At 60.0% G+C, this 25283-nt stretch carries 27 protein-coding genes; 21 read left to right on the forward strand and 6 right to left on the reverse strand.

What is annotated here, in order from left to right:
• The first annotated feature begins 36 nt into the window (after positions 1 to 36).
• Genes ACKWJN_RS11965 through ACKWJN_RS11975 form a run of 3 tightly spaced genes read left to right on the forward strand, consistent with a single transcriptional unit; the run spans position 37 to position 3484 of the window.
• A complete protein-coding gene (locus ACKWJN_RS11965; protein WP_408597200.1) occupies positions 37 to 963 on the forward strand; it encodes a LysR family transcriptional regulator in 927 nt (308 codons plus the stop codon).
• The gene (locus tag ACKWJN_RS11970) at positions 960 to 1796 is read left to right on the forward strand and encodes a ChbG/HpnK family deacetylase (RefSeq protein WP_408597202.1); all 837 of its coding nucleotides are present in this window, start codon (positions 960 to 962) and stop codon (positions 1794 to 1796) included. Before ACKWJN_RS11965 ends, ACKWJN_RS11970 begins: the two co-directional genes overlap by 4 nt.
• An 8-nt stretch (positions 1797 to 1804) precedes the next feature.
• The gene (locus tag ACKWJN_RS11975; RefSeq protein ID WP_408597204.1) at positions 1805 to 3484 is read left to right on the forward strand and encodes an ArnT family glycosyltransferase; all 1680 of its coding nucleotides are present in this window, start codon (positions 1805 to 1807) and stop codon (positions 3482 to 3484) included.
• On the opposite strand, the gene ACKWJN_RS11980 is transcribed toward ACKWJN_RS11975, so the two are convergent.
• Positions 3401 to 3781 carry a GtrA family protein gene (locus ACKWJN_RS11980; RefSeq protein WP_408597206.1) on the reverse strand — a complete coding sequence of 127 codons (381 nt, stop codon included), beginning with the start codon at positions 3779 to 3781 and terminating at the stop codon, positions 3401 to 3403. The two genes, ACKWJN_RS11975 and ACKWJN_RS11980, sit on opposite strands and share 84 nt — an antisense overlap.
• 7 nt (positions 3782 to 3788) lie before the next feature.
• On the reverse strand, positions 3789 to 4829 hold the full coding sequence (locus ACKWJN_RS11985; RefSeq protein WP_408597208.1) for a glycosyltransferase family 2 protein: 1041 nt from the start codon (positions 4827 to 4829) through the stop codon (positions 3789 to 3791).
• Between the two features lie 48 nt (positions 4830 to 4877).
• Between ACKWJN_RS11985 and argS the strand changes: the two genes are divergently transcribed.
• The 8 genes from argS (at position 4878) to ACKWJN_RS12025 (ending at position 12834) form a co-directional block, all read left to right on the forward strand.
• Positions 4878 to 6587: an arginine--tRNA ligase gene (gene argS, locus ACKWJN_RS11990; RefSeq protein ID WP_408597210.1), complete on the forward strand. Its 1710-nt coding sequence runs from the start codon at positions 4878 to 4880 to the stop codon at positions 6585 to 6587.
• A 30-nt stretch (positions 6588 to 6617) separates the two neighbouring features.
• Entirely contained in the window at positions 6618 to 7295 is a 678-nt protein-coding gene (locus ACKWJN_RS11995; protein ID WP_408597212.1) for an SPOR domain-containing protein, read from the forward strand.
• Between the two features lie 20 nt (positions 7296 to 7315).
• Positions 7316 to 7960 (forward strand): thiol:disulfide interchange protein DsbA/DsbL, encoded by a 645-nt coding sequence (locus ACKWJN_RS12000; protein WP_408597214.1) that lies wholly within the window; start codon positions 7316 to 7318, stop codon positions 7958 to 7960.
• A gap of 102 nt (positions 7961 to 8062) precedes the next feature.
• The gene (gene lptA / locus ACKWJN_RS12005) at positions 8063 to 8581 is read left to right on the forward strand and encodes a lipopolysaccharide transport periplasmic protein LptA (RefSeq protein ID WP_408597216.1); all 519 of its coding nucleotides are present in this window, start codon (positions 8063 to 8065) and stop codon (positions 8579 to 8581) included.
• Complete coding sequence (lptB, locus tag ACKWJN_RS12010; protein WP_408597218.1) at positions 8581 to 9360, forward strand: LPS export ABC transporter ATP-binding protein; 780 nt, start codon at positions 8581 to 8583, stop codon at positions 9358 to 9360. Before lptA ends, lptB begins: the two co-directional genes overlap by 1 nt.
• Positions 9361 to 9382: 22 nt before the next feature.
• Complete coding sequence (locus tag ACKWJN_RS12015) at positions 9383 to 10942, forward strand: RNA polymerase factor sigma-54 (protein WP_408597220.1); 1560 nt, start codon at positions 9383 to 9385, stop codon at positions 10940 to 10942.
• A 60-nt stretch (positions 10943 to 11002) separates the two neighbouring features.
• Positions 11003 to 12376, forward strand: coding sequence for a class I SAM-dependent RNA methyltransferase (locus ACKWJN_RS12020; protein WP_408597221.1), 1374 nt, complete (start codon positions 11003 to 11005; stop codon positions 12374 to 12376).
• Positions 12373 to 12834, forward strand: coding sequence for a putative toxin-antitoxin system toxin component, PIN family (locus tag ACKWJN_RS12025; RefSeq protein WP_408597223.1), 462 nt, complete (start codon positions 12373 to 12375; stop codon positions 12832 to 12834). The genes ACKWJN_RS12020 and ACKWJN_RS12025 overlap by 4 nt, the downstream gene beginning before the upstream one ends.
• Positions 12835 to 12850: 16 nt before the next feature.
• Here the strand turns inward: ACKWJN_RS12025 and ACKWJN_RS12030 are convergent, their stop codons facing one another.
• Genes ACKWJN_RS12030 through apaG form a run of 4 tightly spaced genes read right to left on the reverse strand, consistent with a single transcriptional unit; the run spans position 12851 to position 15254 of the window.
• Positions 12851 to 13375, reverse strand: coding sequence for a CinA family protein (locus ACKWJN_RS12030; protein WP_408597225.1), 525 nt, complete (start codon positions 13373 to 13375; stop codon positions 12851 to 12853).
• Positions 13375 to 13860 carry a phosphatidylglycerophosphatase A gene (locus tag ACKWJN_RS12035; protein WP_408597227.1) on the reverse strand — a complete coding sequence of 162 codons (486 nt, stop codon included), beginning with the start codon at positions 13858 to 13860 and terminating at the stop codon, positions 13375 to 13377. The genes ACKWJN_RS12030 and ACKWJN_RS12035 overlap by 1 nt, the downstream gene beginning before the upstream one ends.
• A gap of 8 nt (positions 13861 to 13868) precedes the next feature.
• Positions 13869 to 14855, reverse strand: coding sequence for a thiamine-phosphate kinase (gene thiL / locus ACKWJN_RS12040; protein WP_408597229.1), 987 nt, complete (start codon positions 14853 to 14855; stop codon positions 13869 to 13871).
• Positions 14856 to 14861: 6 nt separating this feature from the next.
• A complete protein-coding gene (gene apaG, locus ACKWJN_RS12045; RefSeq protein ID WP_408597231.1) occupies positions 14862 to 15254 on the reverse strand; it encodes a Co2+/Mg2+ efflux protein ApaG in 393 nt (130 codons plus the stop codon).
• Positions 15255 to 15284: 30 nt separating this feature from the next.
• On the opposite strand from apaG, the gene rpe reads away from it, so the two are divergent.
• The 10 genes from rpe to ACKWJN_RS12095 all read left to right on the forward strand — a co-directional run bounded on the left by rpe (position 15285) and on the right by ACKWJN_RS12095 (position 25283).
• Positions 15285 to 15974, forward strand: a complete 690-nt coding sequence (gene rpe, locus ACKWJN_RS12050; RefSeq protein ID WP_408597233.1) for a ribulose-phosphate 3-epimerase — start codon at positions 15285 to 15287, stop codon at positions 15972 to 15974.
• A gap of 131 nt (positions 15975 to 16105) precedes the next feature.
• On the forward strand, positions 16106 to 16900 hold the full coding sequence (locus ACKWJN_RS12055; RefSeq protein WP_408597235.1) for a citryl-CoA lyase: 795 nt from the start codon (positions 16106 to 16108) through the stop codon (positions 16898 to 16900).
• Positions 16901 to 16924: 24 nt separating this feature from the next.
• Complete coding sequence (locus tag ACKWJN_RS12060; RefSeq protein WP_408597236.1) at positions 16925 to 18082, forward strand: acyl-CoA dehydrogenase family protein; 1158 nt, start codon at positions 16925 to 16927, stop codon at positions 18080 to 18082.
• 8 nt (positions 18083 to 18090) lie between these two features.
• Positions 18091 to 18777, forward strand: a complete 687-nt coding sequence (locus tag ACKWJN_RS12065; RefSeq protein ID WP_408597238.1) for a dienelactone hydrolase family protein — start codon at positions 18091 to 18093, stop codon at positions 18775 to 18777.
• Between the two features lie 19 nt (positions 18778 to 18796).
• Entirely contained in the window at positions 18797 to 19246 is a 450-nt protein-coding gene (locus tag ACKWJN_RS12070) for a MaoC/PaaZ C-terminal domain-containing protein (RefSeq protein WP_408597240.1), read from the forward strand.
• On the forward strand, positions 19243 to 20808 hold the full coding sequence (locus ACKWJN_RS12075) for a class I adenylate-forming enzyme family protein (protein WP_408597242.1): 1566 nt from the start codon (positions 19243 to 19245) through the stop codon (positions 20806 to 20808). Before ACKWJN_RS12070 ends, ACKWJN_RS12075 begins: the two co-directional genes overlap by 4 nt.
• Before the next feature lie 51 nt (positions 20809 to 20859).
• Positions 20860 to 21861, forward strand: a complete 1002-nt coding sequence (locus ACKWJN_RS12080) for a Bug family tripartite tricarboxylate transporter substrate binding protein (RefSeq protein ID WP_408597244.1) — start codon at positions 20860 to 20862, stop codon at positions 21859 to 21861.
• A gap of 55 nt (positions 21862 to 21916) precedes the next feature.
• Positions 21917 to 22921 carry a tripartite tricarboxylate transporter substrate binding protein gene (locus ACKWJN_RS12085; protein WP_408597246.1) on the forward strand — a complete coding sequence of 335 codons (1005 nt, stop codon included), beginning with the start codon at positions 21917 to 21919 and terminating at the stop codon, positions 22919 to 22921.
• A complete protein-coding gene (locus tag ACKWJN_RS12090; RefSeq protein WP_408597248.1) occupies positions 22921 to 24108 on the forward strand; it encodes a CaiB/BaiF CoA transferase family protein in 1188 nt (395 codons plus the stop codon). Before ACKWJN_RS12085 ends, ACKWJN_RS12090 begins: the two co-directional genes overlap by 1 nt.
• Positions 24108 to 25283: an acyl-CoA dehydrogenase family protein gene (locus tag ACKWJN_RS12095; RefSeq protein WP_408597250.1), complete on the forward strand. Its 1176-nt coding sequence runs from the start codon at positions 24108 to 24110 to the stop codon at positions 25281 to 25283. The genes ACKWJN_RS12090 and ACKWJN_RS12095 overlap by 1 nt, the downstream gene beginning before the upstream one ends.

Here is a 25283-nt window from a genome sequence, read left to right on the forward strand (position 1 = left end):
GAGTTTAGGTGAGGCACCCCCGTGGATAATCGTCCCATGGACAAACTCAAAGCCTTTGAGTCCTTTGTGTCGGTGGCGCAAAAGGGCAGTCTGACCGCGGCAGCGCATGCCGAGGGCGTAGCCCCTGCCATCATCGGACGGCGGCTGGACGGGCTCGAGTCGCATTTGGGTGTCAAGTTGTTGGTCCGCACCACCCGTCGCATCTCACTCACCCACGAAGGCACGGCCTTTCTGGAAGACTGCCAACGCCTGTTGGCCGATGTGGCCAACGCCGAGGCCAGCGTGAGTGCCGGTGGCCTCCAAGCCAGTGGACACTTGCGCATCACCGCCCCGGCAGGATTTGGGCGACGCCATGTGGCCCCGCTGGTGCCCCAGTTTTGCAGCGCCCATCCAGAGGTCACGGTGTCGCTCAACCTGAGCGACCGCGTGGTGGATTTGGCCGCTGAGGGCTTGGACTGCGCGGTGCGCGTGGGCGATTTGCCGGACTCTTCCTTGGTCAGCGTGCGCTTGGCCGACAACCGCCGCTTGTGTGTGGCCACCCCTGAATTTTTAAAACGCCATGGCACGCCCCAAACCCCCAACGACTTGATGCGCTTGCGCTGCTTGACGCTGTCCAGCGATGCCTCACAAACCAAGGGCTGGGCGTTCCGTGTGCCCACGGCAGCGGGCGCGCACGAGGTCATCCATCTGCGTCCGGCAGGGCGCATGGATTGCTCGGATGGTCAGGTGTTGCACGACTGGTGCTTGGGTGGACACGGCATTGCTTGGCGCAGCACCTGGGAGGTGGCGGCGCAAATCAACAGTGGGCAATTGGTGTCCGTGTTGGACGCTTTTGCGGCCCCGGCCAACGGCATTTACGCCGTGTTCTCGCAGCGCAAACACTTGCCCTTGCGTTTGCGTTTGTGGATTGACTTCATCAAAGACCGCTATGCCCAAGCCGATTACTGGGGGGGCGCGGCATGACGGCATCGGCCTGGACCAAGTCCGTGGTGGTGTGTGCCGACGACTATGCGGTCAACGCCCCCACGTCGCAGGGCATCGTGGCACTGTGCGTGTTGGGGCGCCTGAGCGCCACCAGTGTCATGTCTTTCTCGCCGCGCTGGGCCGAAGACGCGCCTGCTCTGCGCGAGTTGCGTGACTGCGTCGATGTGGGCTTGCACTTGGACTGGACCAGCACCTTTGCGCAACACGCGGGCTTTGGCCGCAGCTTGGGTGCGGTGATGTGGCGCTCGTGGACTGGCGGCTTTCGGGGTGCCGATGTGCGCGATGCGATACAGCGTCAGCTAGACGCCTTTGAAATGCATTGGCAAGCCCCGCCTGACCATGTGGACGGTCACCAACATGTGCAGCAATTTGCCGGACTGCGTGAGACGCTGTGTGACGTGCTGGTGCAGCGCTATGGCGCTCAACAACCCAGGCCTTGGTTGCGTGTCTCGCGTGTCGCGCAGGTGGGTTTGAAAGCGCAAGTCATCACCGCCATGGGCGCCCATGCGTTGCAGGCTTGGGCGCAACAACACGATTGGCCTTGCGTTGCCCCTTTGTTGGGCGCGTATGGCTTTGACGGCAGCCTGGACGATTACCGCCAGCGCATGCAACGCTGGTTGCTGGATGTGCCCGTGGCCGATCAAGCTGCGCTCATCATGTGCCATCCGGCCTCGTCGGCGGCTGCCGATGACGAGATTGGCCCTGCCCGTGCCCGCGAATTTGCGTATTTGGCCAGCCACGACTTTGTGCAAGACCTGCGCGATGCGGGCGTGCGCTTGGTGCGCGGCAGCGAACCTTGGAAACAAACTTGAATCACGCGATGGATCCCTCAGCCACCCCAGGTGGCCCCGCCCCCAAACGTTCGCTGGGCGCTCGCTGGGCTTTATGGCTATTGCCCGCCTTGCTGCTGGTTTTGGCGGCCTTGCGCCCTTTGGCGTTGCCCGACGAGGGGCGTTACGCAGACGTGGGTCGGTGGATGTGGGTCAGCGGTGACTGGTTGACGCCACGCTTGGACGGCGTGCCTTTCTTCCACAAGCCCCCCTTGCTCTATTGGCTGGAGGCCATGTCGATGCAGGTGTTTGGTGCAACGCCCTGGGCGGCGCGTTCGGTGGTGGCCCTGCATGCCTGTCTGATGTGGGGCTTGATGTGGCACTGCGTGCGCCACTTCGCAAATGCCGCCACCGCCCGTCGAGCGGCCTGGATGTTGGGCAGCAGCCTGGCCTTTTTGGTGGGCGGTCAATATGTGAACCACGACATGATGGTGGCGACTTGGATGGGCGTGGCCATTTGGTGTTTTGCCCGCGCCTTGTTGCATCCCAATGGCGTGCATGCCACCTGGGCGCGTGCAGGGTTTGTCGCGTGTGCGTTGGGCGTGTTGAGCAAGGGCTTGATTGGCTTGCTGCTGCCCGGCTTGGTGCTGACCTTGTGGGTGGTGTGGACTTGGCAGTGGCGCAAAGTTTGGGCGCTGCCCTGGGTCAGCGGTGTGTTGTTGTTTGTGGCTGTGGCGCTGCCTTGGTTTGTGTTGGCAGCGCAGGTGCACCCTGACATGCTGGCTTACATGTTTGGCACCCACCAATTTGGCCGTTACACCGCCACCACGTTCAACAACGCCCACCCCTGGTGGTTTTATGGCGTGGCGGTGGTGGTGCTGCTGTTTCCTTGGGTGTTTTTTGCTGCGGCCGACGGCTGGCAGCGTGTGCAAGCGTATGCGCGCGACAAGTTGCACCGCAGGGCGTCGCCTGCGTCCGCACCTTTGGGGGAGTCGCTGAGCCAAGCCGCTTTGACCCAAGGCCCTTGGATCTCGTTGTGCTGGATTTGGGCGTTGGCCATTTTGGTGTTTTTCTCCATTCCCAATTCCAAATTGATTGGGTATGCCTTGCCGGTGATCCCGCCGTTGGCGGTGCTGGCGGCCCTCTGGTGGCAGCAGCATTGGGCGACAGGTGCATGGGGCCGGCAGGTCTTTGCTGTGCTGGTGGGGCTGGCGCTGGCTTTGGCCTTGGGGGCCAACTTCGTGGCCGCTCGCTACACCCACAAGCGCAGCAGCGCCGATGTCGCCGCAGCGCTGGGCTGTCTCATCACGCCAACCGATGTGGTGGCGGTGTTGGACGACTACCCGTATGACTTGCCGTTTTACGCGCAGCTTCAGCACCCCGTCGAAGTGCTGCAAGACTGGGACACCTTGCGCCGCACAGCCGGTGACAACTGGCGGCGCGAGTTGTTTGAGGGCGCAAACTTTGATGCCCAAGCCGCGCGTGTGTTGCAACCCTTGAGTCGCTTGGAGACCTTGAAGCAGCAAGCGGGGGCCTGGGTGCTGGCGCCCAACGGCTCGGCCCGTTTGAATTTACAAAATCACGCCGGGTTTGACTTGGTGTTGGGGGGACAGGCATGGTCGCTGTACCGCAGCACCGCAGCCGCATCAAGTGCCACGTCGGAAAGCCCACAAGCGGCTGAGCACAAAGGTTTGGGCCGATGCCAGCACCAGGGCCAAAAACAGCGCTAAAAACGACGGCAGCCCCAAGCCGCGCAGCAACACCACAAAGACCAGTTCATTGGCAGCAAAGCCCACCAGTGCGGTGATGGCAAAACGGCGAAAACTTTGCCACAACGAGGTGCCGGCATCTTGAAAACTCAACCAGCGGTGCCCAGCAAAGCTCACGCCAAACGCCACCCCAAAGCCCACCGCGTTGGCCACTTCGGGCCACAGATGAGGCTCGGTCAAAGCAAACACGGCCAAGTGTGTGAAGGCCGCGCTGGCGCCCACCAGCACAAACCAAAACCCTGTGCGCCAATTGCTCATGGGGGTCTTACACGGCCACTTCGTCGTCCACCGGCACATCGGGTGGGACAGGTGCTTTGGGCGAGGTGAAGGCCAAGCCGGCGCCCCAACGTTGTTGCACCAAATACATCGGCCGTTGCTTCACCTCTTCGTAAATGCGGCCCACGTATTCGGCCAGCACGCCAATCGACAGGAGTTGGATGCCGCTGAAAAACATCAGCCCCACCACCAAGGTGGCATAGCCGGGCACATTGATGCCCCACAAAAAGTACTCCCCGACCACCCACGCGCCATAGCCCATGGCCAGGGTGGCCAACAGCAAGCCCACCAGGGTCAATGCGCGCAGGGGCGCAATCGAAAACGCCAGTACCCCGGTGAGTGCCAGCGCAAACGAGCCCCGCAAGCCAAAACTGCTTTCGCCCGCAACGCGTGGCAGCGGCTCGTAGTCAATCGCCGTGCTGGCAAAGCCCACCCAGGCGTACAAGCCCTTCATGAAGCGGTTGCGTTCGGGCAGGGCCTTGAGGGCATCCACCACCTGGCGGTCCATCAAGCGAAAGTCGCCGGCATGAGGGGGAATCTTCACGCGGTTGCCCATGTTGATGAGCTTGTAGAACATGCCCGTCAACCCTGCGTGCAAGGCCGATTGGTCGTCGCGTGTGCGGCGTATGGCGTACACCACGTCCGAACCTTCGCGCCAGCGTTGCAACATGTCCGCCACCAACGACACCGGGTGCTGGCCGTCGGAGTCCATCAGCACCACCACCTCACCGCGTGCGGCATCCACGCCGGCCATCAACGCCGCTTCCTTGCCAAAGTTGCGCGACAGGTTGATGCCCACCACCTGCGGGTGGGCCGCACACAGGGCTTGAATCACTTGCGCCGTGTTGTCGCGGCTGCCGTCGTTGATGAGCACAAGTTCCACCTGAGAGCTCAGCCCTTGCAGCGCTGAGAGCACTTGCGGCACCAAACTTCCCAAGTTTTGCCCCTCGTTGTAGGCCGGCATCACGCAACTCAGCGTGGGGGTGTATTGGAAACGGTCAGGGCTTGGGAGGGCATGGGGCTGGTGCATGGGTAGATCATGCCAAAAAAATACCGGGGTGACCCGTAAAATCCATGCATGCTCCTCGTCAAACAAGAATTGCTGGCCGCTTTGAGCCAAGCCCTCGATGGTTTGTTGCCCGGCTCCGGCAACAAGGCCGCTTTTGAATCGCCCAAAGTGGCGGCCCATGGCGACTTCGCCATCACCGCCGCCATGCAACTGGCCAAGCCCCTCAAGCTCAACCCCCGTCAGTTGGGGGAGCAGCTGCGCGAGGCCTTGTTGGCCGCACCCGCTTACCAGCAGTGGGTGCAAGACATTGAAATTGCCGGCCCCGGTTTCATCAACATCCGCCTCAAGCCCTCGGCCAAACAACAGGTGGTGCGCGAGGTGTTGGCAGCCAAGGAATGTTTTGGCTTTCAGCCCAGCAATGGCCAGCGCGTGTTGGTGGAGTTTGTCTCTGCCAATCCCACCGGCCCTTTGCATGTGGGCCACGGCCGGCAAGCAGCCTTGGGTGACGCCATTTGCAACTTGTTTGCCACCCAGGGCTTCAACGTGTACCGCGAGTTTTATTACAACGACGCGGGCGTGCAGATCAACACCTTGGCCACCAGCACACAGCTGCGCGCCCAAGGCTTCAAGCCCGGAGACGCACAGTGGCCCAGCGGCGAGAACGCCCCAGCCTACAACGGGGACTACATTGCCGACATCGCGGCTGACTTTTTGGCCAAGAAGACCGTCACCTCAGACGACCGCGAATTCACGGGCAGCGGCGACGTCAACGACCTCGATGGCATGCGTCAATTTGCGGTGGCCTATTTGCGCCACGAGCAAGACCTGGACTTGAAGGCCTTTGAGGTCAAGTTCGACAACTATTATTTGGAGAGCAGCCTGTACACCAGTGGCCGCGTGGACAACGCAGTGCAAAAACTGCAAGCCGCTGGCAAAACCTACGAGCAAGACGGCGCGTTGTGGCTCAAGAGCACCGACTACGGCGACGACAAAGACCGCGTGATGCGCAAGTCCGACGGCAGCTACACCTACTTTGTGCCCGATGTGGCCTACCACTTGGCCAAGTGGGAGCGCGGTTTTACCAAGGTGGTCAACATCCAGGGCACCGACCACCACGGCACCATCGCCCGCGTGCGTGCGGGCTTGCAAGCTGCTTCGTCGGTGGATGGCCTGGGCATTCCCGAGGGCTACCCCGACTACGTGTTGCACACCATGGTGCGCGTGATGCGTGGCGGTGAAGAGGTGAAAATTTCCAAACGCGCCGGCAGTTATGTGACGTTGCGCGACTTGATCGAGTGGACCAGCAAAGACGCGGTGCGTTTCTTCTTGCTCTCACGCAAACCCGACACCGAGTACACCTTTGACGTGGACCTGGCGGTGACGAAGAACAACGACAACCCGGTGTACTACGTGCAGTATGCGCATGCGCGCATTTGTTCGGTGCTGCGCGCGTGGGCTGACAAAGATGGCGGCGACGCGGCGCAGCTCCAAGACGTGGACTTGTCTGCGCTTGACAGCCCACAAGCCCAAGCCCTGATGTTGTTGCTGGCCAAGTACCCCGACATGCTGAGTGCGGCGGCCCATGACTTTGCGCCCCACGACGTGACCTTTTACCTGCGTGACTTGGCCGCCAGCTACCACAGCTACTACGACGCCGAGCGCATTTTGGTGGACGACGAGGCGGTCAAAAAAGCACGCTTGGCCTTGGTCGCGGCCACCGCCCAGGTGCTGCACAATGGCCTGAAGGTGCTGGGTGTGTCGGCACCCAGCAGCATGTAAATCGGCGGCACGAGCTCGGAGATGACAAACATGAAACAGCAACGCGGCGGAACCTTGGTGGGGTTCATCATCGGTTTGGTGGTGGGCTTGGCCGTGGCGCTTGGGGTGGCGGTGTACGTCACCAAAGTGCCCATTCCGTTCATGAACAAAGGCCAGGGGCGCAGCGCGGATCAAGATGCCGCTGAAGACAAGAAGAACAAGGACTGGGACCCCAACGCCCCCTTGTACGGCAAGAACCCGGCCAAGCCTTTGGACAAAACAGATGCGCCTGAGGCCAAGTCTGAGCTGCCCGTCCCTGCGCCTGCCCCCAAGGTGGATGCCAAGCCAGATGCTGCCACCAAGGTCGATCCCAAGAGTGCAGACCCCTTGGGCGACTTGGCCAAAGCCAAGGCCGCAGACCCCAAGCCAGTGGACGTCAAAACCCCCGACGGCAAAGCGGCCGAATTCAAGCCTGCCGTGGTGGGGGGCGACCCTTTCATTTACTTTGTTCAAGCTGGCGCGTTTCGCACCAGCGACGAGGCCGAAGCGCAACGCGCCAAGCTGGGTTTGCTGGGCTTGGATGCCAAAGTGAGCGAGCGTGACCAGGGCGGCCGCACCGTGTACCGTGTGCGCGTGGGCCCGCTAGAAACAAAGGCCGATGCCGAGCGCGTGCGCGTGAAGCTGGAAGCCTCCCATTTGGACTCTGCCATGGTGCGTGTTCAGCGTTAATTCTTTGATCTGAGGTGTGTATGAAACGTCGTGACTTTTCTTTAGCCGCATGGGCTGCCGCAACGTCGGGGCTGACTGGGCTCGCCCATGCCCAGGGCAAGAAGCCTGAAGAGGGCATTGACTTTTTGGCCTTGGACAAGCGTGTGCCCACCGAGGCAGGCGAAGGCAAAATTGAAGTCATCGAGTTCTTTTGGTACAGCTGCCCGCACTGCAACGCCTTCGAGCCGCGCTTTGCGGCCTGGCTCAAAGCCCTGCCCAAAGACGTGGTGGTCAAGCGCGTGCCCGTGCGTTTCCGTGATGACTTTGAAGCGCAGCAACGCGCCTACTACGTGTTTGAAACGCTGAACCTGGTGGAGGTCATGCACGGCAAGCTGTTCCATGCCATTCACACCGAGCGTCAAGCACTCAACACCTTGGCAACCTTGTCTGCATGGGCTGACAAAAACGGCATTCCTGCTGCCAAGTTCACCGAGACTTTCAACAGCTTTGGCGTGGCCACCAAAGCCCGCCGTGCCACGCAGCTGCAAGAGGGCTTCAAGGTCCAAGGCGTGCCTGCACTGGGCATTGCCGGGCGCTACTACACCGACGGCGGCTTGACCGGCACGATGGAGCGTGCGTTGCAAGTCACCGAGTCCCTGATTGCGCAAGCCCGTTCGAGCCGTTGAATCGCTGCAAGACCGAGCATTGCGGGTGGTTAGAATCCACCGTTATTTAACAGCAATATTCGTGCCTTGACTTCATTCGCTTCTTTCTCGTTGGTTGTTCTCATGGCTTGTGTGCCAGCGGCAGCGTACGCAGAAAAAGCCGACCGAGACAAACCCTTCAACATCGAAGCGGACAGTTTGGTGCACGATGAGCTCAAGCAAATCAGCGTCTTCAAAGGTCGCGCGGTGCTGACCAAGGGCTCGATGCAGATGCGGGGTGACCGCATAGAAATTCGCCAAGATCCTGACGGCTACCAGTTTGGTTTGATCTTGCCCGAGCCCAACAAGCGCTCTTTCTTTCGGCAAAAACGCGAAGGTGTGGACGAGTTCATTGAAGGCGAAGCCCTGCGCATCGATTACGACGGACGGGCCGACCAAGTCATCTTGAACGACCAAGCCGAAGTGCGCCGCTACCGTGGCGCGGTGTTGGCCGACCAGTGGGCGGGCAAGCGCATCGTCTACAACAACCTCTCCGAACTGTTCACCATCGACGGCCAAAAGGCGGGCGAGACGGGCAAGCCGACCGGCGGTCGGGTGCGTGCCACCTTGGCGCCGCGCAGCACAACGACGGACAACAAGTGATGGTGACCCCCAACCCAACGCTTGCCCCCGATGCGAACGTGAGTTGCCTGGAAGCCCAGCATTTGCAAAAAGCCTATGGCAGCCGCAAGGTGGTGCACGACGTGTCCATCTCTGTGAAAAAAGGCGAAGTGGTGGGATTGCTGGGCCCCAATGGCGCCGGCAAGACGACCTCGTTTTACATGATCGTGGGGCTGGTGCGGGCCGATGCCGGCAGCATCACCATCGATGGTCAACCCGTGACCCATTTGCCGATCCACCTTCGTTCGCGTTTGGGCTTGAGCTATTTGCCGCAAGAGGCCTCGATTTTTCGCAAGCTCAATGTGCAAGACAACGTGCGCGCCGTGTTGGAGTTGCAGCACGACGACCAGGGTAAACCGCTGAGCGAGGCGGAGATCGACCGCCGCCTGACTTCGTTGCTGCAAGAGTTGCGGGTTGAGCACTTGCGCATGTCACCCTCCGTGGCTCTGTCGGGGGGAGAGCGTCGCCGGGTGGAAATTGCCCGCGCCTTGGCCACCCAGCCACGCTTCATCTTGCTGGATGAGCCGTTTGCCGGCATCGATCCGATTGCTGTGATCGAAATTCAACGCATCATTGGTTTTTTGAAAGCACGTGGCATGGGGGTGTTGATCACCGACCACAACGTGCGCGAGACGCTGGGCATTTGCGACCACGCCTGCATCATCAGCGATGGCCGTGTGCTGGCCCAAGGCACGCCCACCGAGATAGTCGAGAACGCCGATGTGCGTCGCGTCTATCTCGGTGAACACTTCCGCATGTAGCCATCGCCCTCGCACCCACCCTATGAAGCAAGGTCTCTCTCTACGCGTCTCCCAGCATCTGGCCTTGACGCCGCAGTTGCAGCAGTCGATTCGCTTGCTGCAGCTGTCCACGCTGGAGCTGAGCCAAGAGATTGAGCAAATGCTCGACGAGAACCCGTTTCTCGACAAAGAGTTTGAAGAAGCGCCACGCGAAGAATTTGGCGTGGCCCAGGCCGACACACCTGCCTCTGCCGACGATGCCGAGCCGACGCGCGAGATGGCGGCCATGGACACCGTGTCGGAAATCACGGTCGACAACACCGCCAGCGACACCGAGCCCAGTGTGGACGGCGTGGCTGAAAGCTGGGAGGGCGACGGCAGCGTGGAGTTTTCCGCCGATGACTCCGAGTGGGGCGGGGACGCCCCTGCGCACAACAACACCGGCGGGGACGATGCGGCCGACGCCACCGAGCTGGCGCGCAGCCAAGAGTCTTTGGCGTCGCACTTGCACCGTCAAGCCCTGTCATTGCGCTTGAGCGAAACCGACCGATCGGCCCTGCGCTACCTGATTGAAAACCTCAACGACGACGGCTACCTGGAGGACTCGCTGCGCAGCTTGGCCGAAGGTTTGGCGGGCGACGACGAAGAGCAGCTGGAAGAGTTGGAGCACCGCTTTCAAGTGGCGCTGCACTTGCTGCAAAGCCTAGAACCCGTGGGCGTGGGCGCGCGCGATTTGGCCGAGTGTTTGTGCTTGCAGCTCAAGGCCTTAAAGCCTCAAGGCGAAGAAGCGCAAACCGTGTGTGCGGTGGCTTTGCGCATGTGCCAGCAACCGCTGGAGTTGTTGGCCAAGCGCGACATCAAACGTTTGATGATTGCCTTGGGCGACAGCGAAGCGCACATCAAAGCCGCCATTCCGCTGATCGCTCGGCTCGAACCCAAACCGGGTCGGCGTTTTGCCGACGTGGAACGCCATGTGGTGGTGCCCGATGTCTTGGTGACGCGCATTGGCAAATCGGCCACGCCGAAATTTCGCGTCATGCTCAACCCCGACGTGATGCCACGCCTGCGTGTGCACGACATCTATGCCAACGCCTTGAAGGGTGGCAAGGGCGAAGCGCACCAAGGCCTGCAGCAGCGGCTGCAAGAGGCGCGCTGGTTCATCAAAAACATCCAGCAGCGCTTTGACACCATCTTGCGGGTGAGCAACGCCATCGCCGAGCGGCAGAAAAACTTCTTCATCCACGGCGAACTCGCCATGCGTCCCATGGTGCTGCGTGAGATTGCCGAGGAGCTGGGGCTGCACGAGTCCACCATCAGCCGTGTGACCACCAACAAGTACATGAACACGCCGTTTGGCACCTTCGAGTTGAAGTACTTTTTTGGGTCGGGTCTGGAAACAGACAGTGGCAACAACGCGTCGAGCACGGCAGTGCGCGCGCTCATCAAACAATTTGTGGCCAGCGAAAACCCCAAGAAACCGTTGTCCGACAACCAGTTGTCCGAGATGCTCAAAGAGCAAGGCATTGAATGCGCACGTCGCACCGTGGCCAAGTACCGCGAGGCGCTGCGGATTGCGCCGACCACGTTGCGCAAGGCGCTGTAAACACCAAGTCCAGCTGCCCTGCATGGCTTTGGCCGCAGGGTTGGCTTTGAACGGATCACCATGAACCAACTCCATCTCTTTTTACCGTGCGCCGCAGGCGTAGAAACGTATCTGGCCACCGAAGTGCAACGCATCACCGGCATCGGGGCAGACGACTTGCGTGCTTTTCGTGCTGGCGTGATGGTGCGCGGTTCGTGGCGCGACGCCATGCTGCTCAACCTGCACAGCCGTTTGGCGCAGCGGGTGTTGGTGGAGCTGTCGTACACCCAATACCGCTCGGAACAAGACCTGTACAACGCCGCCTCCAACGTGGCGTGGGAGTTGTGGTTCAGCCCCAAGCAGAGCTTCAAGATCGAAATCACGGCGCAGCACAGCCCGCTCAAGAGCCTGAACTTTGCCGCGCTCAAAATCAAAGACGCGGTGGCCGACCGCTTCCGCAACAAAAGCGGTGTGCGCCCCGATGTGGACACCCGTTGGCCCGATTCACGCATCTACGCCCACCTGACCACCGACGAGCTCACCCTCTACATCGACACCTCGGGCGAGCCCTTGTTCAAGCGTGGCTGGCGCGCCGACAAAGGCGACGCCCCGTTGAAAGAAACCTTGGCCGCAGCCATGTTGGCGGCCAGTGGCTGGAGCCAGGGCGACGGCACCCCCGCCAACCCCGACGGTTGGTGTGCGCAGGGCGTGCCTTTGTATGACCCGTGCTGCGGCAGCGGCACCATCGCCATTGAGGCCGCGCAAATTGCCTGCAACATTGCGCCGGGCTCCATGCGCCGCTTTGGCTTTGAAAAGCTGGTGCCGTTTCAGCCCCATGTTTGGCAAGGCTTGTTGGAAAACGCACGAGGCCAACAATGTGCGCCGCGTGCGCCTGTGTTTGGCAGCGATGTGGCGTTTCGCATGGTTGACTTTGCGCAGCGCAATGCCGAGCGTGCCGGTGTGGCCCATGCGGTGGAACTGCGCGGTGGCGATGCGCTGCAACGCATGCCGCCCTCTGACCTGCCCGGCGTGATGTTGGTCAACCCACCGTATGGCGAACGCATTGAGGCCGCGGGTATTGCGGGTGCTGCGCGTCGTGCCCGTTATGCGCCGCCTACCGCGTACGTGTCGCCCTATGAAGATGTGATGGACGACGAGGCACCGGACGGTGCGCGCCTAGACACCCCCCGCTTTGGCGCGCGTGAGATCACGCAAACCGAAGACGGTGGCGATTTTTTCAGCCAGCTTGCGAGCCACTGGAAAAAGAACTACCCCGGTTGGACCGCCTGGATGTTGACCCCCGACCTCAAGTTGCCTGGGCGCATGCGCTTCAAAGAATCACGCCGCGTGCCCATGTGGAACGGCCCCATCGAGTGCCGCATGTTTCGCTTCGATTTGCGTGCCGGCTCCATGCGCAACAAGCCTGCAGAGGGCAGCGAGCCGCCCCAGGCATGAGTGCGCAGCTGTCTCAAGTGAGGCCTCTTGCCACGACGCCTGTGTGTGTGGTGCTCGACACCAACATCGTGCTGGACTTGTGGCTCTACCAAGACCCGGCCACGCCTGCGTTGCGTGCGGCGCTTGGCGACAAGACGGTGCGCTGGCTGGCCACGCAGGTCATGCGCGACGAGTTGGCGCGCGTGTTGGCCTACACCCACATCGTGGCGCGCATGACCGTCAGCGACATCACCGCCGAGCACATCTTGAGCCGCTTCGACGCGCATGCCCAGCTGGTGCCGATTGCGGCCAAGGCGCAGTTTGTCTGCAAAGACGCCGACGATCAAAAGTTCATTGACTTGGCTGCTGCGCACACCGCGCAACTCATCAGCAAAGACAAGGCGGTGCTGACCCTGCGCAACCGCATGGCGCGCTTGGGCGTGGCGGTGGCGCGCAGCTTTCCGGCGCTGCTGCCGTAAGGCGAAGGTTGGTGTTTCAGTGGTGCTGCAGCCAGTGCAGCAAGGTGGCCAGGGCGTGTTGCAGCGTGGCCTCGCGCACGGAGGCGCGGTCGCCGTTGAAATGCACGCATTCGGTTTTGACCCACGCGGTTTCGGCGCCCAAGGTGGGGCCGTTGTCGCTGGGCAGGGCCCAAGCAAACCACACGGTGCCCACGGGTTTGTCTTTGGAACCACCTGTTGGCCCCGCGACCCCTGTCACTGCCAAGGACACCTGCGCTTGCGAGTGGCGCAGCGCGCCCAAGGCCATGGCCTGAGCCACCTCGGCGCTGACCGCGCCGTGCTGGGCAATCAAGGCGGGGTCGACGCCCAGCATGTCGTGCTTGGCCTCGTTGGAGTAACTCACAAAGCCGCGCTCCAGCCACTGGCTAGATCCGGCCAAGTCGGTGCAGCGCGCGGCAATCATGCCGCCGGTGCAACTCTCGGCGGTGGCCAACATCCAACCGTGTTGCAGCAAGGCGCTGGCGAGTTGTTCTGCCAAAGGGGGTGTGTTGTCGTGTGTCATCAAAACCTCCACAAAGCGATCACCAGCAGCGTGCAAAACGCGGCCACCAGGTCGTCAAACATGATGCCCCATCCGCCACGCCAACCAAAGCCTTTGAATTGCTTGTCAGCCCATCGGACCGGACCGGGCTTGACTGCATCGAAAAAGCGAAACAGCACGAAGGCGCCAAACTGGCCCCAAAAGGTGGTGGGCGTCACCAGCCACAAGATGAGCCAAAAGGCGACCACCTCGTCCCACACAATCGAACCCGGATCTGGCACGCCCATGTGCCGTGCGCACACGGTGCAGGCCCACCATCCCACCACCAAAGACACAGCGATCAGCAGGCCCATCTCCAGAGGCGACAGCCAACGTTGCAAGATCAAAAAAGCGGCCCAAGCCCACAGGGTGCCGACGGTGCCAGGCGCAAAGCGGCTCAGGCCTGCGCCAAAGCCCAGGGCAATCAGGTGGGCGGGGTGGTCGAGTAAGAAGCGGCGGTTGAGCATGCGAGTCCTTAAGCGAAGTGGTCAAACGACGCAAAGCGACGCGTGATGGGCTGGCCTTGGGGGTCGAGCAGCACCAGGCCGGAGGCCTCGGTGATGCGGCCAATGCGGGTGACGGGCGTGTCGCTCTCCCACGCGGCGGCGTGCACCATCTCGCGTTGGTTCACGGGGGCGGTGAAGCACAGCTCGTAGTCGTCACCGCCCGCCAAGGCAAACTCCAGGCGCTTGTTCCAGGGCAAAGCCGCCAGCAAGGGCGTGATGCCCGCTGCTTGACCGTCACCAAAGCTGGACCCGCTTTGCAGCCAGTGGGTGTCGATCTGTGCGCCCACGCGTGAGCGTTTGAGGATGTGGCCCAGGTCGCCCAGCAGTCCATCGCTGATGTCGATGGCGGCGTTGGCCACGGCGCGCAAGGCCAGCCCCAAGGCCACGCGTGGGGTGGGTTGCTCCATGCGCAGACGCGCTTGTTCCAGACCTGCTGCATCCAGCGACTGTGTGCCGCGAAACACCTCAAGCGCCAAGCGCGCATCGCCCACGGTGCCGCTGATGTAAATGTCGTCACCCACTTGGGCGTTGTGGCGCAACAGCGCATCGCCGGGTGGCACGTCGCCCATCACGGTGATGCAGATGTTCAAGGGTCCTTGGGTGGTGTCGCCCCCCACCAGTTCGCACCCATGCGCGTCAGCCAAGCGCAGCAAGCCCCTCGAAAACCCCGCCAGCCAGGCTTCGTCCACGCGTGGCAAAGACAAGGCCAGGGTGAAGGCACGCGGCTCGGCGCCGCAGGCGGCCAGGTCGCTCAGGTTGACGGCCAGCGCTTTGTGGCCCAGGCGCTCTGGGTCAACGGTCGACACAAAGTGGCGCCCTTCCACCAGCATGTCGCTCGACACAGCCAGGTGCATGCCGGGGGTAGGCAGCAGCAGGGCGCAGTCGTCGCCCACGCCCAACACCGCTTGGTGTGCTGGGCGCTTGAAGTAGCGTTCAATCAGGTCGAATTCGCCCATGCGCGATCAATGCAAGCGGCGTTGGCTGGGGTCGGCGCTCAAGGCGTCGAGCACGAACATGGGGATGTCCACATCAAACTTCTCGCCATCTTCGGCCACACAGAAGTAGCTGCCGTGCATGGTGCCCGTGGGCGTGCGCAAGTGGCTGCCGCTGGTGTACTCGAACGACTCGCCGGGTTTGAGCAAGGGCTGGTGGCCCACCACGCCCAGGCCGCGCACTTTTTCGTGCACGCCGTTGGCGTCGTTGATGTTCCAGGTGCGCGAGATCAGTTGTGCCGCGATGCTGCCTGTGTTGGTGATCGTGATGGTGTAGGCGAACACAAACACACCGGCTTCGGGTTCGGATTGTTCGGGCAGGTATTGCGGATGGACATCCACTTTGAATTGGTAGCTGGGCATGGCGGTGATTTTGGATGAAATAATCGCCCTATGAACAGCACCCGTCCCACTTTTCGCATTGCACCCTCCATCTTGTCGGCCGACTTTGCCCGGTTAGGCGAAGAAGTGAAGCATGTCATCGCTGCAGGCGCGGACTGGATTCACTTTGATGTGATGGACAACCACTACGTGCCCAATCTGACGTTTGGGCCCATGATTTGCCAAGCCTTGAAGCCGCATGCCAAAACCGCTGCCGGTGTGGCGGTGCCGATCGATGTGCACCTGATGATTTCACCGGTCGATGCACTGGCCGCGTCCTTTGCCGACGCAGGGGCCGACTTGATCAGTTTTCACCCCGACGCGAGCGCCCATGTGCACCGCAGTGTGCAGGCCATCAAGGCCCGTGGCGTGAAGGCCGGTTTGGTGTTCAACCCCGCCGAGCCGCTGGACGTGCTGAACTGGACGATGGATGAGATTGATTTGATTCTGATCATGAGCGTCAACCCGGGCTTTGGTGGCCAGAGCTTCATCGACTCAGCTCTGCGCAAGGTGGAACAAGCGCGCAAGCTGATCGATGCCAGTGGCCGTGACATTCGTCTAGAAGTGGATGGTGGCATCAAGGCCGACAACATCCGTCGCGTCGCCGATGCAGGTGCCGACACCTTTGTGGCGGGCAGTGCGATTTTTGGCAAGCCTGACTACAAGCAGGTGATCGACGACATGCGTGTGGCGTTGGGGTGATGCGCGTCAGGGTGCTTGTGCATTCGTAATGCTGATGTGAACTATGCGCGCCATCGATTGCGCGCATGACCTGGTCTTCCTACATTACGCTGGATTGACGTGTCCGTCGGACATGCAAGCCAGGAGACCACGTGAGCCGAAAAAGAAAAAACCTTCAGTCCGACATGGGCTGGAGCAATGCCACCAGCATCACTGTCAAAGGCATGAGTTTGACAGGCGACATTTTGGGCAAACTCAACTTAGGTGACTTTGCCTTTTTAGAGATTCAAAGCCGTTTGCCAACGCCAGGCGAGTCGGTGGTGTTCAATGCGTTGCTCTCCACGTTGGTAGAGCATGGCATGACGCCGATGGTGATTGCCTCGCGCTTGACCTACATGGGTGCACCTGAGTCGTTGCAAGGCGCAGTGGCCGCAGGCATTCTCGGCATGGGCACCACGTTTGCAGGCACTGCCGAAGGTTCAGCCCGATTGTTGCAAGAGGCTTTATCGGGTGATGCTGCCGACACACCGATGCACGAGTTGCCAGCCATGGCCGAAGCCATTGTTCAGCGCCACATGGCGACACGGACACCCATTCCAGGGATCGGTCACAACTTGCACAAACCGATTGATCCACGCACGCCGCGCTTGTTTGAGTTGGCCCAGCAGCAGGGTTTGAGCGGCAAGTACGTTGAATTGATGAAGCATGTGGCCTTGTCTGCGGAGCGTGCCCTGGGCAAACCTGGTCAGCTACCCATCAATGCCACCGGGGCGATTGGTGCTTTGTCGTCGGAGTTGGGCATTCCTTGGAAGTTGTGCCGCGGTTTGGCTGTGATTGGCCGCACGATCGGCATCGTGGGTCACCTGGCCGAAGAGTTGCGCAATCCGCTGGCGCGGGAAATATGGGAGCGCACCGAAGAAGAGTGCTCTGCGCATGTCAGAACGTAAGCCCTTGATTGGAGCAATGCCCAGATGAAAGACCACGGACTGACCGAAGAACAACGCCTGATCCGCGACAGCGTGCGCGACTTGGCGCGCGACAAATTTGGCCCCAACGCGGCCAAAGCCGACAAACATTACCAAGCCCCGGTGGAAAACCTCAAGCCATTGGCTGAGATGGGCTACACCGGTTTGTTCATGCCCGACCAATATGGCGGCGCTGGTTTGGGGGTGATGGAGAACGTGTTGGTGGTCGAGCAAATTGCCCGCTACTGCGCCAACACGGCAATTTTGTATTCGTGTACCGACGGAGCCACGCCTCGCGCCATCTTGGCGCTGGGCAGCGAGGCACAAAAGCAAGCCTATTTGCCGGCCATTGTGCGCGCAGAGTTGTTGACCGCTTGGAGCATGTCTGAAGCCAATGCGGGTTCAGATGTAGGCAATGTGCAAACCCGCGCGGTGCGAGAGGGCGATGACTTTGTCATCAACGGCAGCAAGCTGTGGTGCACAGGTGCGCAGGTCTCTGACCTGTTCTTGGTGTGGGTGCGTTTGACGAACGATCCTGGCATGAAGGGCATGGGTGCGGTCTTGGTACATCGCGACACGCCTGGTTTCACGATTGGAAAACACCTCGATTTGCTGGGCTTGCGTGGCACGGGCATGGCTGAGTTGGTGTTTGAAAACTGCCGTATTCCCGCCGGCAACTTGCTGCTTGAAGCCGGACGCATGCGTGAACTGCTGGGCGTGCTGGATGCCGACCGCATCACCGGCAACCCGCCGGTGTGCTTGGGGGTGGCGCAAGCGGCATTCGAGCACATCACCACCCATGTCAAAGAGCGGCAGCAGTTTGGCAAACCCTTGTCAGAGAACCAAGGTTTGCAATGGAAATTGGCAGACATGGCCATGGACATAGAAGCTGCGCGAGCCCTTTTGTACAACGCGGCACAACGGGTGGACCAAGGGCGGCCCAGCATCGTGGACACCTCCATCACCAAGGCCTTTGTCAACCAAATGGCCGTGAGGGTGACGAACGAAGCCATGCAGTTGGCGGGTGCTTATGGTTTGTCAGAAGAATATCCCTACGAGCGCTATTTCCGTGATGTTCGGGGCATGTCTATTGGCTATGGCACGGTGGAAATTCACAAAAGTTCCATTGCACGCGAAGTGCTCAATGGCCGTTACACCCATTAGGAGGATGCATGAGATCACGCAACGACAGCATTGACGCGGGTCATGGCCAGCACTTTGATTCTTATGTGAGTGTGCCCGCGCAGCCTAATGGTCACGCAGTGATCGTGCTGCAAGAAATTTTTGGTGTCACTCCTCATATCCGCGCGGTCGCTGACCGTTTTGCCGAGGACGGTTACTTGGCCTATGCGCCCGATTTGTTTTGGCGTTTCGAGCCTGGCATCAGCTTGTCACACAGCAAAGACGACATCGCCAAAGCCATGGGCTACCTTCATGATTACCCAGACAGCGATGGGTTGACCGACATCGCCAGCACGGCCCAGCATATTCGTGCGCTGCCTGACTTTGCCGGGCGGGTGGCCGTGGCCGGGATGTGCTTGGGTGGCAAATTGGCTTACCTTGCCGCTGCAAACGCAGCCGTGGATGCTGCGGTGTCGTTTTACGGCGTTGGCATTGAAACTCAGTTGCAATTTGCCTCAACCTTGCGCTGCCCGCTGATGCTGCACTTTGGCGACCATGACCCTTACGTGCCAGAAGCTGGGCGCCAAGCCATTGCCGATGCACTGCATCTTCAGCCCTCGGTGGCCATGCACGTCTACCCAGGTGCGAACCACGGGTTTTACACCCGTGGCGCGGCGGCGGATGTGGCCTTGGCGCGTGAACGCACCTGCGCGTTTTTGCAACAGGCTTTGGCTTGAGGGCGGAGTCATGGCCGCCATGATGCGATTTGATGACATCGAAGTTGGTGCAAGCTGGCGCAGCACGGGACGCACCTTGACCGAGGCCGATTTGCACGATGCGTGCATGAGCAGCGGCGATTGGCACCCCATCCATGCGGATGCTGAATTTGCCCGAACCACGCCTTTGGGACAACGCATTTTTCAAGGCAGCTACGGTTTGCACATTGCCTTTGGCATGGCCACCAAGTTTCCTGAGTTGGGCGATGGCGTGATTGCGGCTCTGGGTTTTTCTAGCTGGCGTTACCTCGCGCCTTTGTTTGTGGGGGACACGGTGCATGTGGAGGTGGACGTTGTGGCGAAGCGGCCTACCGCCGATGGGCAACGTGGGGTGTTGGAGCGACGCATCAAGCTGGTGAACCATTCGGGGCAGGTGGTGCAAGAAGGTGTGGCGCAAACGATGGTGCGCCGGCATGGAGGCGTGACATGATTTTGGGCGACATGATTGAACGCAACGCGCGCTGCTTCCCAGAGCATCCTGCGGTGCATTTTGAAGGGCGCAGCTTGAGCCACCATGACTACGCGCAGCGTGTCAAGCAACTCATCAATGCCTTGGCCGCAACAGGGTGTGGGCACCAAAGCCGCTTGGCTGTGTTGTCGCGTAATTGCCTGGAGTACCTGGAGGTTTACGGTGCCGCCGGTTGGGGCGGTTATGTCGGCTTAGGCTTGAATTACCGCTTGTCAGCCCCTGAGCAAATAGGCATCTTGCAAGATGCCGATCCTGCGGTGTTCTTCTTTGAGTCCGAGTACTTGGAACGCACCGAAGAGTTGCGTGCTCACCTGCCAGCGAGCACGCTGTTCATATGCTTTGACCAATTGGCACAACCCGTGGATTGGGCGCTCGACTACGAAACCTTGTTGGCCTCTGCGCAGCCCGACCCTGTGCGCTACAGAGCCCACGAAGACGACACTTTTTTGTTGATCTACACCAGTGGTACCACGGGTGTGCCCAAAGGCGTGATGTTGGGCAATGAAGCGCAGTTGGAGCAAGCACGTGTACAGGCTTTGGCACATGCTGCGCAACAAACAGACCGCATGTTGATCGTCATGCCTTTCTATCACATTGGGGGGCCTACTGAGTTGCTGACGTATTGGGTCGCTGGCGCCACCATCGTGTTGCACCGAACCTTTGACGCAGCCGCTGTGCTCAACAGCATGGCGCAGCATCGTGTGACGTCTGCGCATTTGGCGCCCACCATGATCACCATGATGTTGGACGTGCAAGAGCAAACGCCCGTAGATTTATCCAGCCTACATACCGTCTGCTATGCCTCGGCACCGATGTCGGTGGCTTTGTCGATACGTGCGCGCGCTGTCATGGGGCCCATCTTCATGCAAATTTACGGCATGACCGAGGCAGGTTTGGGGACTACCTTGCTCAAACACCAACACATCTTGGATGGCACACCGCAGCAACGTGCGCGCTTGGCAAGTGCAGGTCAGGCTTACCTTGGCACCGATTTAAAAATCATGTCCGACGAGGGTCGGGAATGCAAAAGTGGTGAGGTTGGTGAAGTGTGCATGCGTTCCAAGTCTGTGATGCAGGCGTACTGGCGTAAGCCCGATGTCACGGCGCAAGCCCTGCGCGACGGCTATCTGCACACGGGAGATATGGGGTATTTGGACGAGGAGGACTTCTTGTTCATCGTGGACCGCAAGAAAGACATGATCATTTCTGGCGGCGAAAACATTTACTCCCGTGAAGTCGAAGAAGCCCTGTTGTTGCATGCCTCGGTCGCTGAGGTGGCGGTGGTTGGCGCCCCTGACCCCAAGTGGGGTGAGTCGGTGGTGGCTGCGGTCGTGTTCAAGCCTGGCTGCAGTGCGACACAGGAGGCATTGACTGAACATTGCCGAGACCTTATTGCGGGATACAAGCGGCCTAAATACTACCAGTTTCTTGAGGCTATGCCTCGCGTGCCGAGCACCAACAAGATTGACAAGCGCGCCTTGCGTGCACCGCTGTGGCAGGACCAGCAGCGACATGTTTCATAAACAAGTTGCCAGCCAGAGCAACCCTTTTCATGCCACCCACAGGAGACATCCATGTCACGTATTTCGCAAATTTTCAGCAAGCTTGCGCTCGGCAGTGTGTGCGCCGTAGCCACCCTGTTTGGTGCTTCTGTGCTGGCTCAGAGCACCAGCAGTTATCCCAACAAGCCCGTCAAAATCATCGTGCCGTTTCCTCCTGGAGGTTTGGCCGATAACTTGGCGCGTGGTCTGAGCCAAGAACTCAGCCGTGATTGGGGTCAACAGGTGGTGGTCGAAAACCGCGCCGGAGCCAACACCATCATTGCCGCCCAAGCCACCCTCGCTGCTGGCGGTGACGGCTACACCCTGATGCTGGCCAACGACCCCACGGTTTCGTCCAACCAGTACCTCTACAACAAACTGCCCTATGACCCGGTGAAAGACTTTGTGCCAGTCATCAACGTGGCGGAAACGCTGGAGGTTTTGGTGGTTGGTCCTGCTTTCAAGGGAAGCACGTTGAACGATTTGATCGCGGCGGCCAAAGCCAAGCCTGATGAGGTGGCTTATGGCACGTATGGCTTGGGCAGCAAAGCACACATTGATGCCGAAGCGTTTTCAAAACTGGCGGGCATCAAGACGCTGCATGTGCCCTACAAGGGTGTGGCCGATGTGATGCCTGCTTTGTTGTCGGGGCAAGTGCAGTTCGCCTTCACAGGGGTGCCGCCAGCTATTCCATTGGTGCGCAGCGGGGCGCTGCGTGCCATCGCCATTGCTTCGCCCAAACGCACGGCGTCTTTGCCTGAGGTGCCAACGTTCAGCGAACTGGGCATGCAGGGGTTCAATGCCAGTGCCTGGTTCGGCTTGATTGCGCCCGCAGCCACACCGCGTGCAGTGGTCGAGAAGATTGCTGCCGATGTGTCCAAGATCATTGTCCGGTCAGAGTTTCAACAAAAGTACATCTCGGGGGTTGGCTTGGAGCTGTTGAATCAAGGCCCTGCTCAGTACGCAGACTTCTTGCGCAAAGACCGCGCGACCTATGCGACACACATCAAAGAACTGAACGTGAAGTTGGACTGAGATGCTTCACGTGCTGCGATTGTGTGAATGTGACGAGAAATACAGGAGATCAAACATGGCAGATCAATTCCGATTTAGCCTCGTTGCAATGCAACGCAGCGTGTTGAGCGCGCTGCTCGCCGTAGTCGCTTGTTGCACCACCCTGCAGGTGATGGCCCAAGCTGCTTATCCAAGCAAGCCGATTCGCTTCATCGTGCCTTACCCTGCTGGGGGCGGAACAGACATCGTGGCGCGTTTGGTTGCGCAGAAAATGACCCAATCGATGGGCCAACCTGTGGTGGTTGAAAACAAACCCGGGGCCAGTACGCTCATTGGCACCGAGATGCTGGCCAAAGCCCCACCGGATGGCTACACCCTAGGGCTCATCACGGATTCGCACGCCATCAATCCATCCTTCTTTGCCAAGCTGCCTTATGACTCGGTGAAAGATTTCTCCCCCGTCTCCCAGCTCGTCTTCGTTCCCTTGGTGATGGTGGCGCACCCTTCCCTGAATGTGAAAACCTTGCCTGAATTGATCGCTGCGGCGAAGGCCAGACCCGGCAAGATCAACTACGCCTCCATTGGCAATGGCACCCCGCACAACCTGTCGATGGAGTGGGTCAAGTCACTTGCAGGAATTGACATGGCCCATGTGCCCTACAAAGGCGTTGCGCCTGCTTTGACCGACTTGGTGGCCGGTCAAGTGGACCTGATGTTCACGGGCTCTTCTTCCGCCTTGCCTTATGTGAAATCTGGCAAGTTGGTGGCGTTGGCGGTGTCCAGTGCCAAGCGCTTGGATTCGTTTCCGGATACACCTTCTGTGGCTGAAGCGGCTTTGCCTGAGTTTGACTTCATGACCTGGTACGGCACGGCCGTACCAGCTGGGACACCCAAAGAGATCACACAGCGCTTGTCGCGTGAAATTGCGCAGGCACTGGCGCAACCCGATGTCAAAGAGCGCTTGGCCACCTTGGGGGTGGTGGGTGCGCCCTCTGGCCCTGATGAGTTTGCCGCTTTCATGCGCAAAGAGACGGCCTCATTGGCGCGTCTGGTCAAGCTCACAGGTGTGAAGGCGGAGTGATGGCTTTGAACACCGCTTCCCCTCAGGTACTGGCTGGTATTCGCGTGCTCGATCTGGGCAGCTTCATCACCGCACCCTATGCCGCGATGTTGTTGGCAGAGATGGGCGCTGATGTGGTGAAGGTCGAACGCCCGGGTTCGGGCGATCCTTTTCGTGCGTTCAACGGCGGTTTGTACAGCTCTCACTTTCAGGCACACAACCGCAACAAACGCAGCATCACACTGGACTACACCAAGCCGCACGGACAAGCTGCCATGCATGCTTTGTTGGCGTCGGCAGATGTGGTGTTGCTCAATGTGCGTCCAGGTGTGGAGGCGCGTCTGGGTTTGGATTACGAGGCTTTGAAAGCCCGTGATCCAAGCGTGGTGTACTGCGCGATCACAGGGTATGGTGCGAGTGGGCCCTATGCCGAACGGCCGGCCTACGACAACGTGGGGCAAAGCCTCTCGGGCTGGTTGTCGATGTTTCACCAAGGCACGGATGCACGTGTGCCCGGACCTGCAGTCTCGGATGCCTTGACGGGCATGTATGCAGCGATGGGCATTTTGGGCGCTTTGGTGGAGCGCGCCCGCACGGGACTGGGGCGCAAGGTCGAGGTGAGCATGCTTGAAGCGACTGTGGCTTTTTCTACCGAACCGTTGGGCAAACTGTTTGCAACGGGTGAGCCCGTGCCTTTTTACGCGCGTGCGTCTTCCTCGCAGTCCTTCATCGTGACATGCAAAGATGGTGCTCGCATTGGGCTGCATTTGTCATCGCCTGAGAAGTTTTGGCAGGGCTTGACCCTTGCCATTGGTCGCGAGGATTTGCAGCAAAAGTACCCGAATCGAGGCGCACGTGTGGCGGGTTACGACGCTCTGGCCGTTGACTTGGCGCAAACCTTTGCCACCCAAGACCGCGCGCATTGGATGCCGCGCTTGGAGGCACAAGATGTGCCGTTTGCCCCTGAACGCCGCTTGCAAGATTTGGCCGACGATCCGCAAGTACAGCACTTGGGGCTGTTTTACGAAACCACGCACCCTCAATACGGCGTGGTCAAAGCCGCGCATCGACCGGTGCGCTATGACGGGGATAACTACAGCAACTTTTTGCCACCCCCTGCACTGGGTGAACACACCCGCGAGGTGTTGCATGAAGTGGGTCTGAGCGATAAAGACATTGAACAACTGAGCCAGCAGGGAGTGATTTGATGGAGTTTGGGTTTGATCACGAACTGTTGATGCTGCGTGACTCGGTGCGCCGCTTTGTTCAAGAAGAGCTGATGCCCTTAGAGGCGTCATACGCCAACGAGCCAGACATTCCGGATGACCTGCGCCAACGCTTGCAGAACAAAGCCAAAACCTTGGGGTTTTGGTGCTTTGATTTGCCTGAAGAACACGGCGGTGGCGGTGTCGGTTATGTGGGCATGTGTTTGGTCATGGAAGAGTTGGCCAAGTGCAATGTGCCCTCATTTCGCGCACAGACCGTCCTCACGCCTTATTTGGGGCCGGTTTTATTCAGGTGTTCGCCGGAGCAAAAAGAAAAATACCTCTACCCCGTGATCAGAGGCGACAAACGGACCTGCTTTGCATTGACCGAACCTGGTGCAGGGTCGGACCCTTCTGGCATGTTGACGACGGCCGTGCGTGAGGGCGATCACTACCGCATCAACGGCAGCAAGATCTACATCACCAGCGCAGACAAGGCCGACTTTGTGCAGCTGTTTGCCAAGACCGACGAGACAGGTTCGGGGGGCGGCGTGTCATGCTTTTTGGTCGACAAAGGCACACCTGGCATGTCTTTGGGGCAGAGTTTTGAATTGATGAGTCCGGACCGCCCCTGGGAGCTGGTCTTTGACAATGTACGCATCCCCGCTGCACAGCGGGTCGGTGAGGCCGGGCAGGGGTGGGAGCTGGCACGGGAGTTTTTGAATGTGGGGCGTCTGATTCACGGCCCCAAGGCCCTGGGGCGTGCGCAGCGCGCCTTGGAGATGGCCATTGACTTTGCCAATCAGCGCCAGACCTTTGGCCAGCCTTTGGCGCGTCGGCAAGCCATTCAATGGATGATTGCCGACTCGACCACCGAGCTGCACGCCGCGCGATTGATGACTTACCACGCGGCTTGGAAGGCCGATCAAGGAGCGAACTTTCACGTCGAAGCGTCACAGGTCAAGCTCTATGCTGACGAGGTGTACATGCGCATCGTGGATCGGGCCATACAAATCCATGGCGGTTTGGGACTGTCGCGCGAATTGCCCTTGGAGTTGATGTTTCGCGACGCACGCAGCCGCTTGATCACCGAAGGATCGTCGGAGATGCAACGCATGATCATTGCCAGTGAAGTGCTGTCTGGGCGCTCGGGGGTGAATCGTTTAGCGCCTGCTTGA

Origin of the sequence: Limnohabitans sp. (assembly GCF_046052825.1) — a bacterium.
In the GTDB taxonomy this organism is placed as follows: Bacteria; Pseudomonadota; Gammaproteobacteria; order Burkholderiales; family Burkholderiaceae_C; genus Limnohabitans.

Excerpts from the sequence above, each read along its gene's own strand:
- ACKWJN_RS11965 (WP_408597200.1), top strand. The coding sequence starts at position 37 with ATGGACAAACTCAAAGCCTTTGAGTCCTTTGTGTCGGTGGCGCAAAAG.
- ACKWJN_RS11970 (WP_408597202.1), top strand. The coding sequence starts at position 960 with ATGACGGCATCGGCCTGGACCAAGTCCGTGGTGGTGTGTGCCGACGAC.
- ACKWJN_RS11975 (WP_408597204.1), top strand. The coding sequence starts at position 1,805 with ATGGATCCCTCAGCCACCCCAGGTGGCCCCGCCCCCAAACGTTCGCTG.
- ACKWJN_RS11980 (WP_408597206.1), bottom strand. The coding sequence starts at position 3,781 with ATGAGCAATTGGCGCACAGGGTTTTGGTTTGTGCTGGTGGGCGCCAGC.
- ACKWJN_RS11985 (WP_408597208.1), bottom strand. The coding sequence starts at position 4,829 with ATGCACCAGCCCCATGCCCTCCCAAGCCCTGACCGTTTCCAATACACC.
- argS (WP_408597210.1), top strand. The coding sequence starts at position 4,878 with ATGCTCCTCGTCAAACAAGAATTGCTGGCCGCTTTGAGCCAAGCCCTC.
- ACKWJN_RS11995 (WP_408597212.1), top strand. The coding sequence starts at position 6,618 with ATGAAACAGCAACGCGGCGGAACCTTGGTGGGGTTCATCATCGGTTTG.
- ACKWJN_RS12000 (WP_408597214.1), top strand. The coding sequence starts at position 7,316 with ATGAAACGTCGTGACTTTTCTTTAGCCGCATGGGCTGCCGCAACGTCG.
- lptA (WP_408597216.1), top strand. The coding sequence starts at position 8,063 with ATGGCTTGTGTGCCAGCGGCAGCGTACGCAGAAAAAGCCGACCGAGAC.
- lptB (WP_408597218.1), top strand. The coding sequence starts at position 8,581 with ATGGTGACCCCCAACCCAACGCTTGCCCCCGATGCGAACGTGAGTTGC.
- ACKWJN_RS12015 (WP_408597220.1), top strand. The coding sequence starts at position 9,383 with ATGAAGCAAGGTCTCTCTCTACGCGTCTCCCAGCATCTGGCCTTGACG.
- ACKWJN_RS12020 (WP_408597221.1), top strand. The coding sequence starts at position 11,003 with ATGAACCAACTCCATCTCTTTTTACCGTGCGCCGCAGGCGTAGAAACG.
- ACKWJN_RS12025 (WP_408597223.1), top strand. The coding sequence starts at position 12,373 with ATGAGTGCGCAGCTGTCTCAAGTGAGGCCTCTTGCCACGACGCCTGTG.
- ACKWJN_RS12030 (WP_408597225.1), bottom strand. The coding sequence starts at position 13,375 with ATGACACACGACAACACACCCCCTTTGGCAGAACAACTCGCCAGCGCC.
- ACKWJN_RS12035 (WP_408597227.1), bottom strand. The coding sequence starts at position 13,860 with ATGCTCAACCGCCGCTTCTTACTCGACCACCCCGCCCACCTGATTGCC.
- thiL (WP_408597229.1), bottom strand. The coding sequence starts at position 14,855 with ATGGGCGAATTCGACCTGATTGAACGCTACTTCAAGCGCCCAGCACAC.
- apaG (WP_408597231.1), bottom strand. The coding sequence starts at position 15,254 with ATGCCCAGCTACCAATTCAAAGTGGATGTCCATCCGCAATACCTGCCC.
- rpe (WP_408597233.1), top strand. The coding sequence starts at position 15,285 with ATGAACAGCACCCGTCCCACTTTTCGCATTGCACCCTCCATCTTGTCG.
- ACKWJN_RS12060 (WP_408597236.1), top strand. The coding sequence starts at position 16,925 with ATGAAAGACCACGGACTGACCGAAGAACAACGCCTGATCCGCGACAGC.
- ACKWJN_RS12065 (WP_408597238.1), top strand. The coding sequence starts at position 18,091 with ATGAGATCACGCAACGACAGCATTGACGCGGGTCATGGCCAGCACTTT.
- ACKWJN_RS12070 (WP_408597240.1), top strand. The coding sequence starts at position 18,797 with ATGATGCGATTTGATGACATCGAAGTTGGTGCAAGCTGGCGCAGCACG.
- ACKWJN_RS12075 (WP_408597242.1), top strand. The coding sequence starts at position 19,243 with ATGATTTTGGGCGACATGATTGAACGCAACGCGCGCTGCTTCCCAGAG.
- ACKWJN_RS12080 (WP_408597244.1), top strand. The coding sequence starts at position 20,860 with ATGTCACGTATTTCGCAAATTTTCAGCAAGCTTGCGCTCGGCAGTGTG.
- ACKWJN_RS12085 (WP_408597246.1), top strand. The coding sequence starts at position 21,917 with ATGGCAGATCAATTCCGATTTAGCCTCGTTGCAATGCAACGCAGCGTG.
- ACKWJN_RS12090 (WP_408597248.1), top strand. The coding sequence starts at position 22,921 with ATGGCTTTGAACACCGCTTCCCCTCAGGTACTGGCTGGTATTCGCGTG.
- ACKWJN_RS12095 (WP_408597250.1), top strand. The coding sequence starts at position 24,108 with ATGGAGTTTGGGTTTGATCACGAACTGTTGATGCTGCGTGACTCGGTG.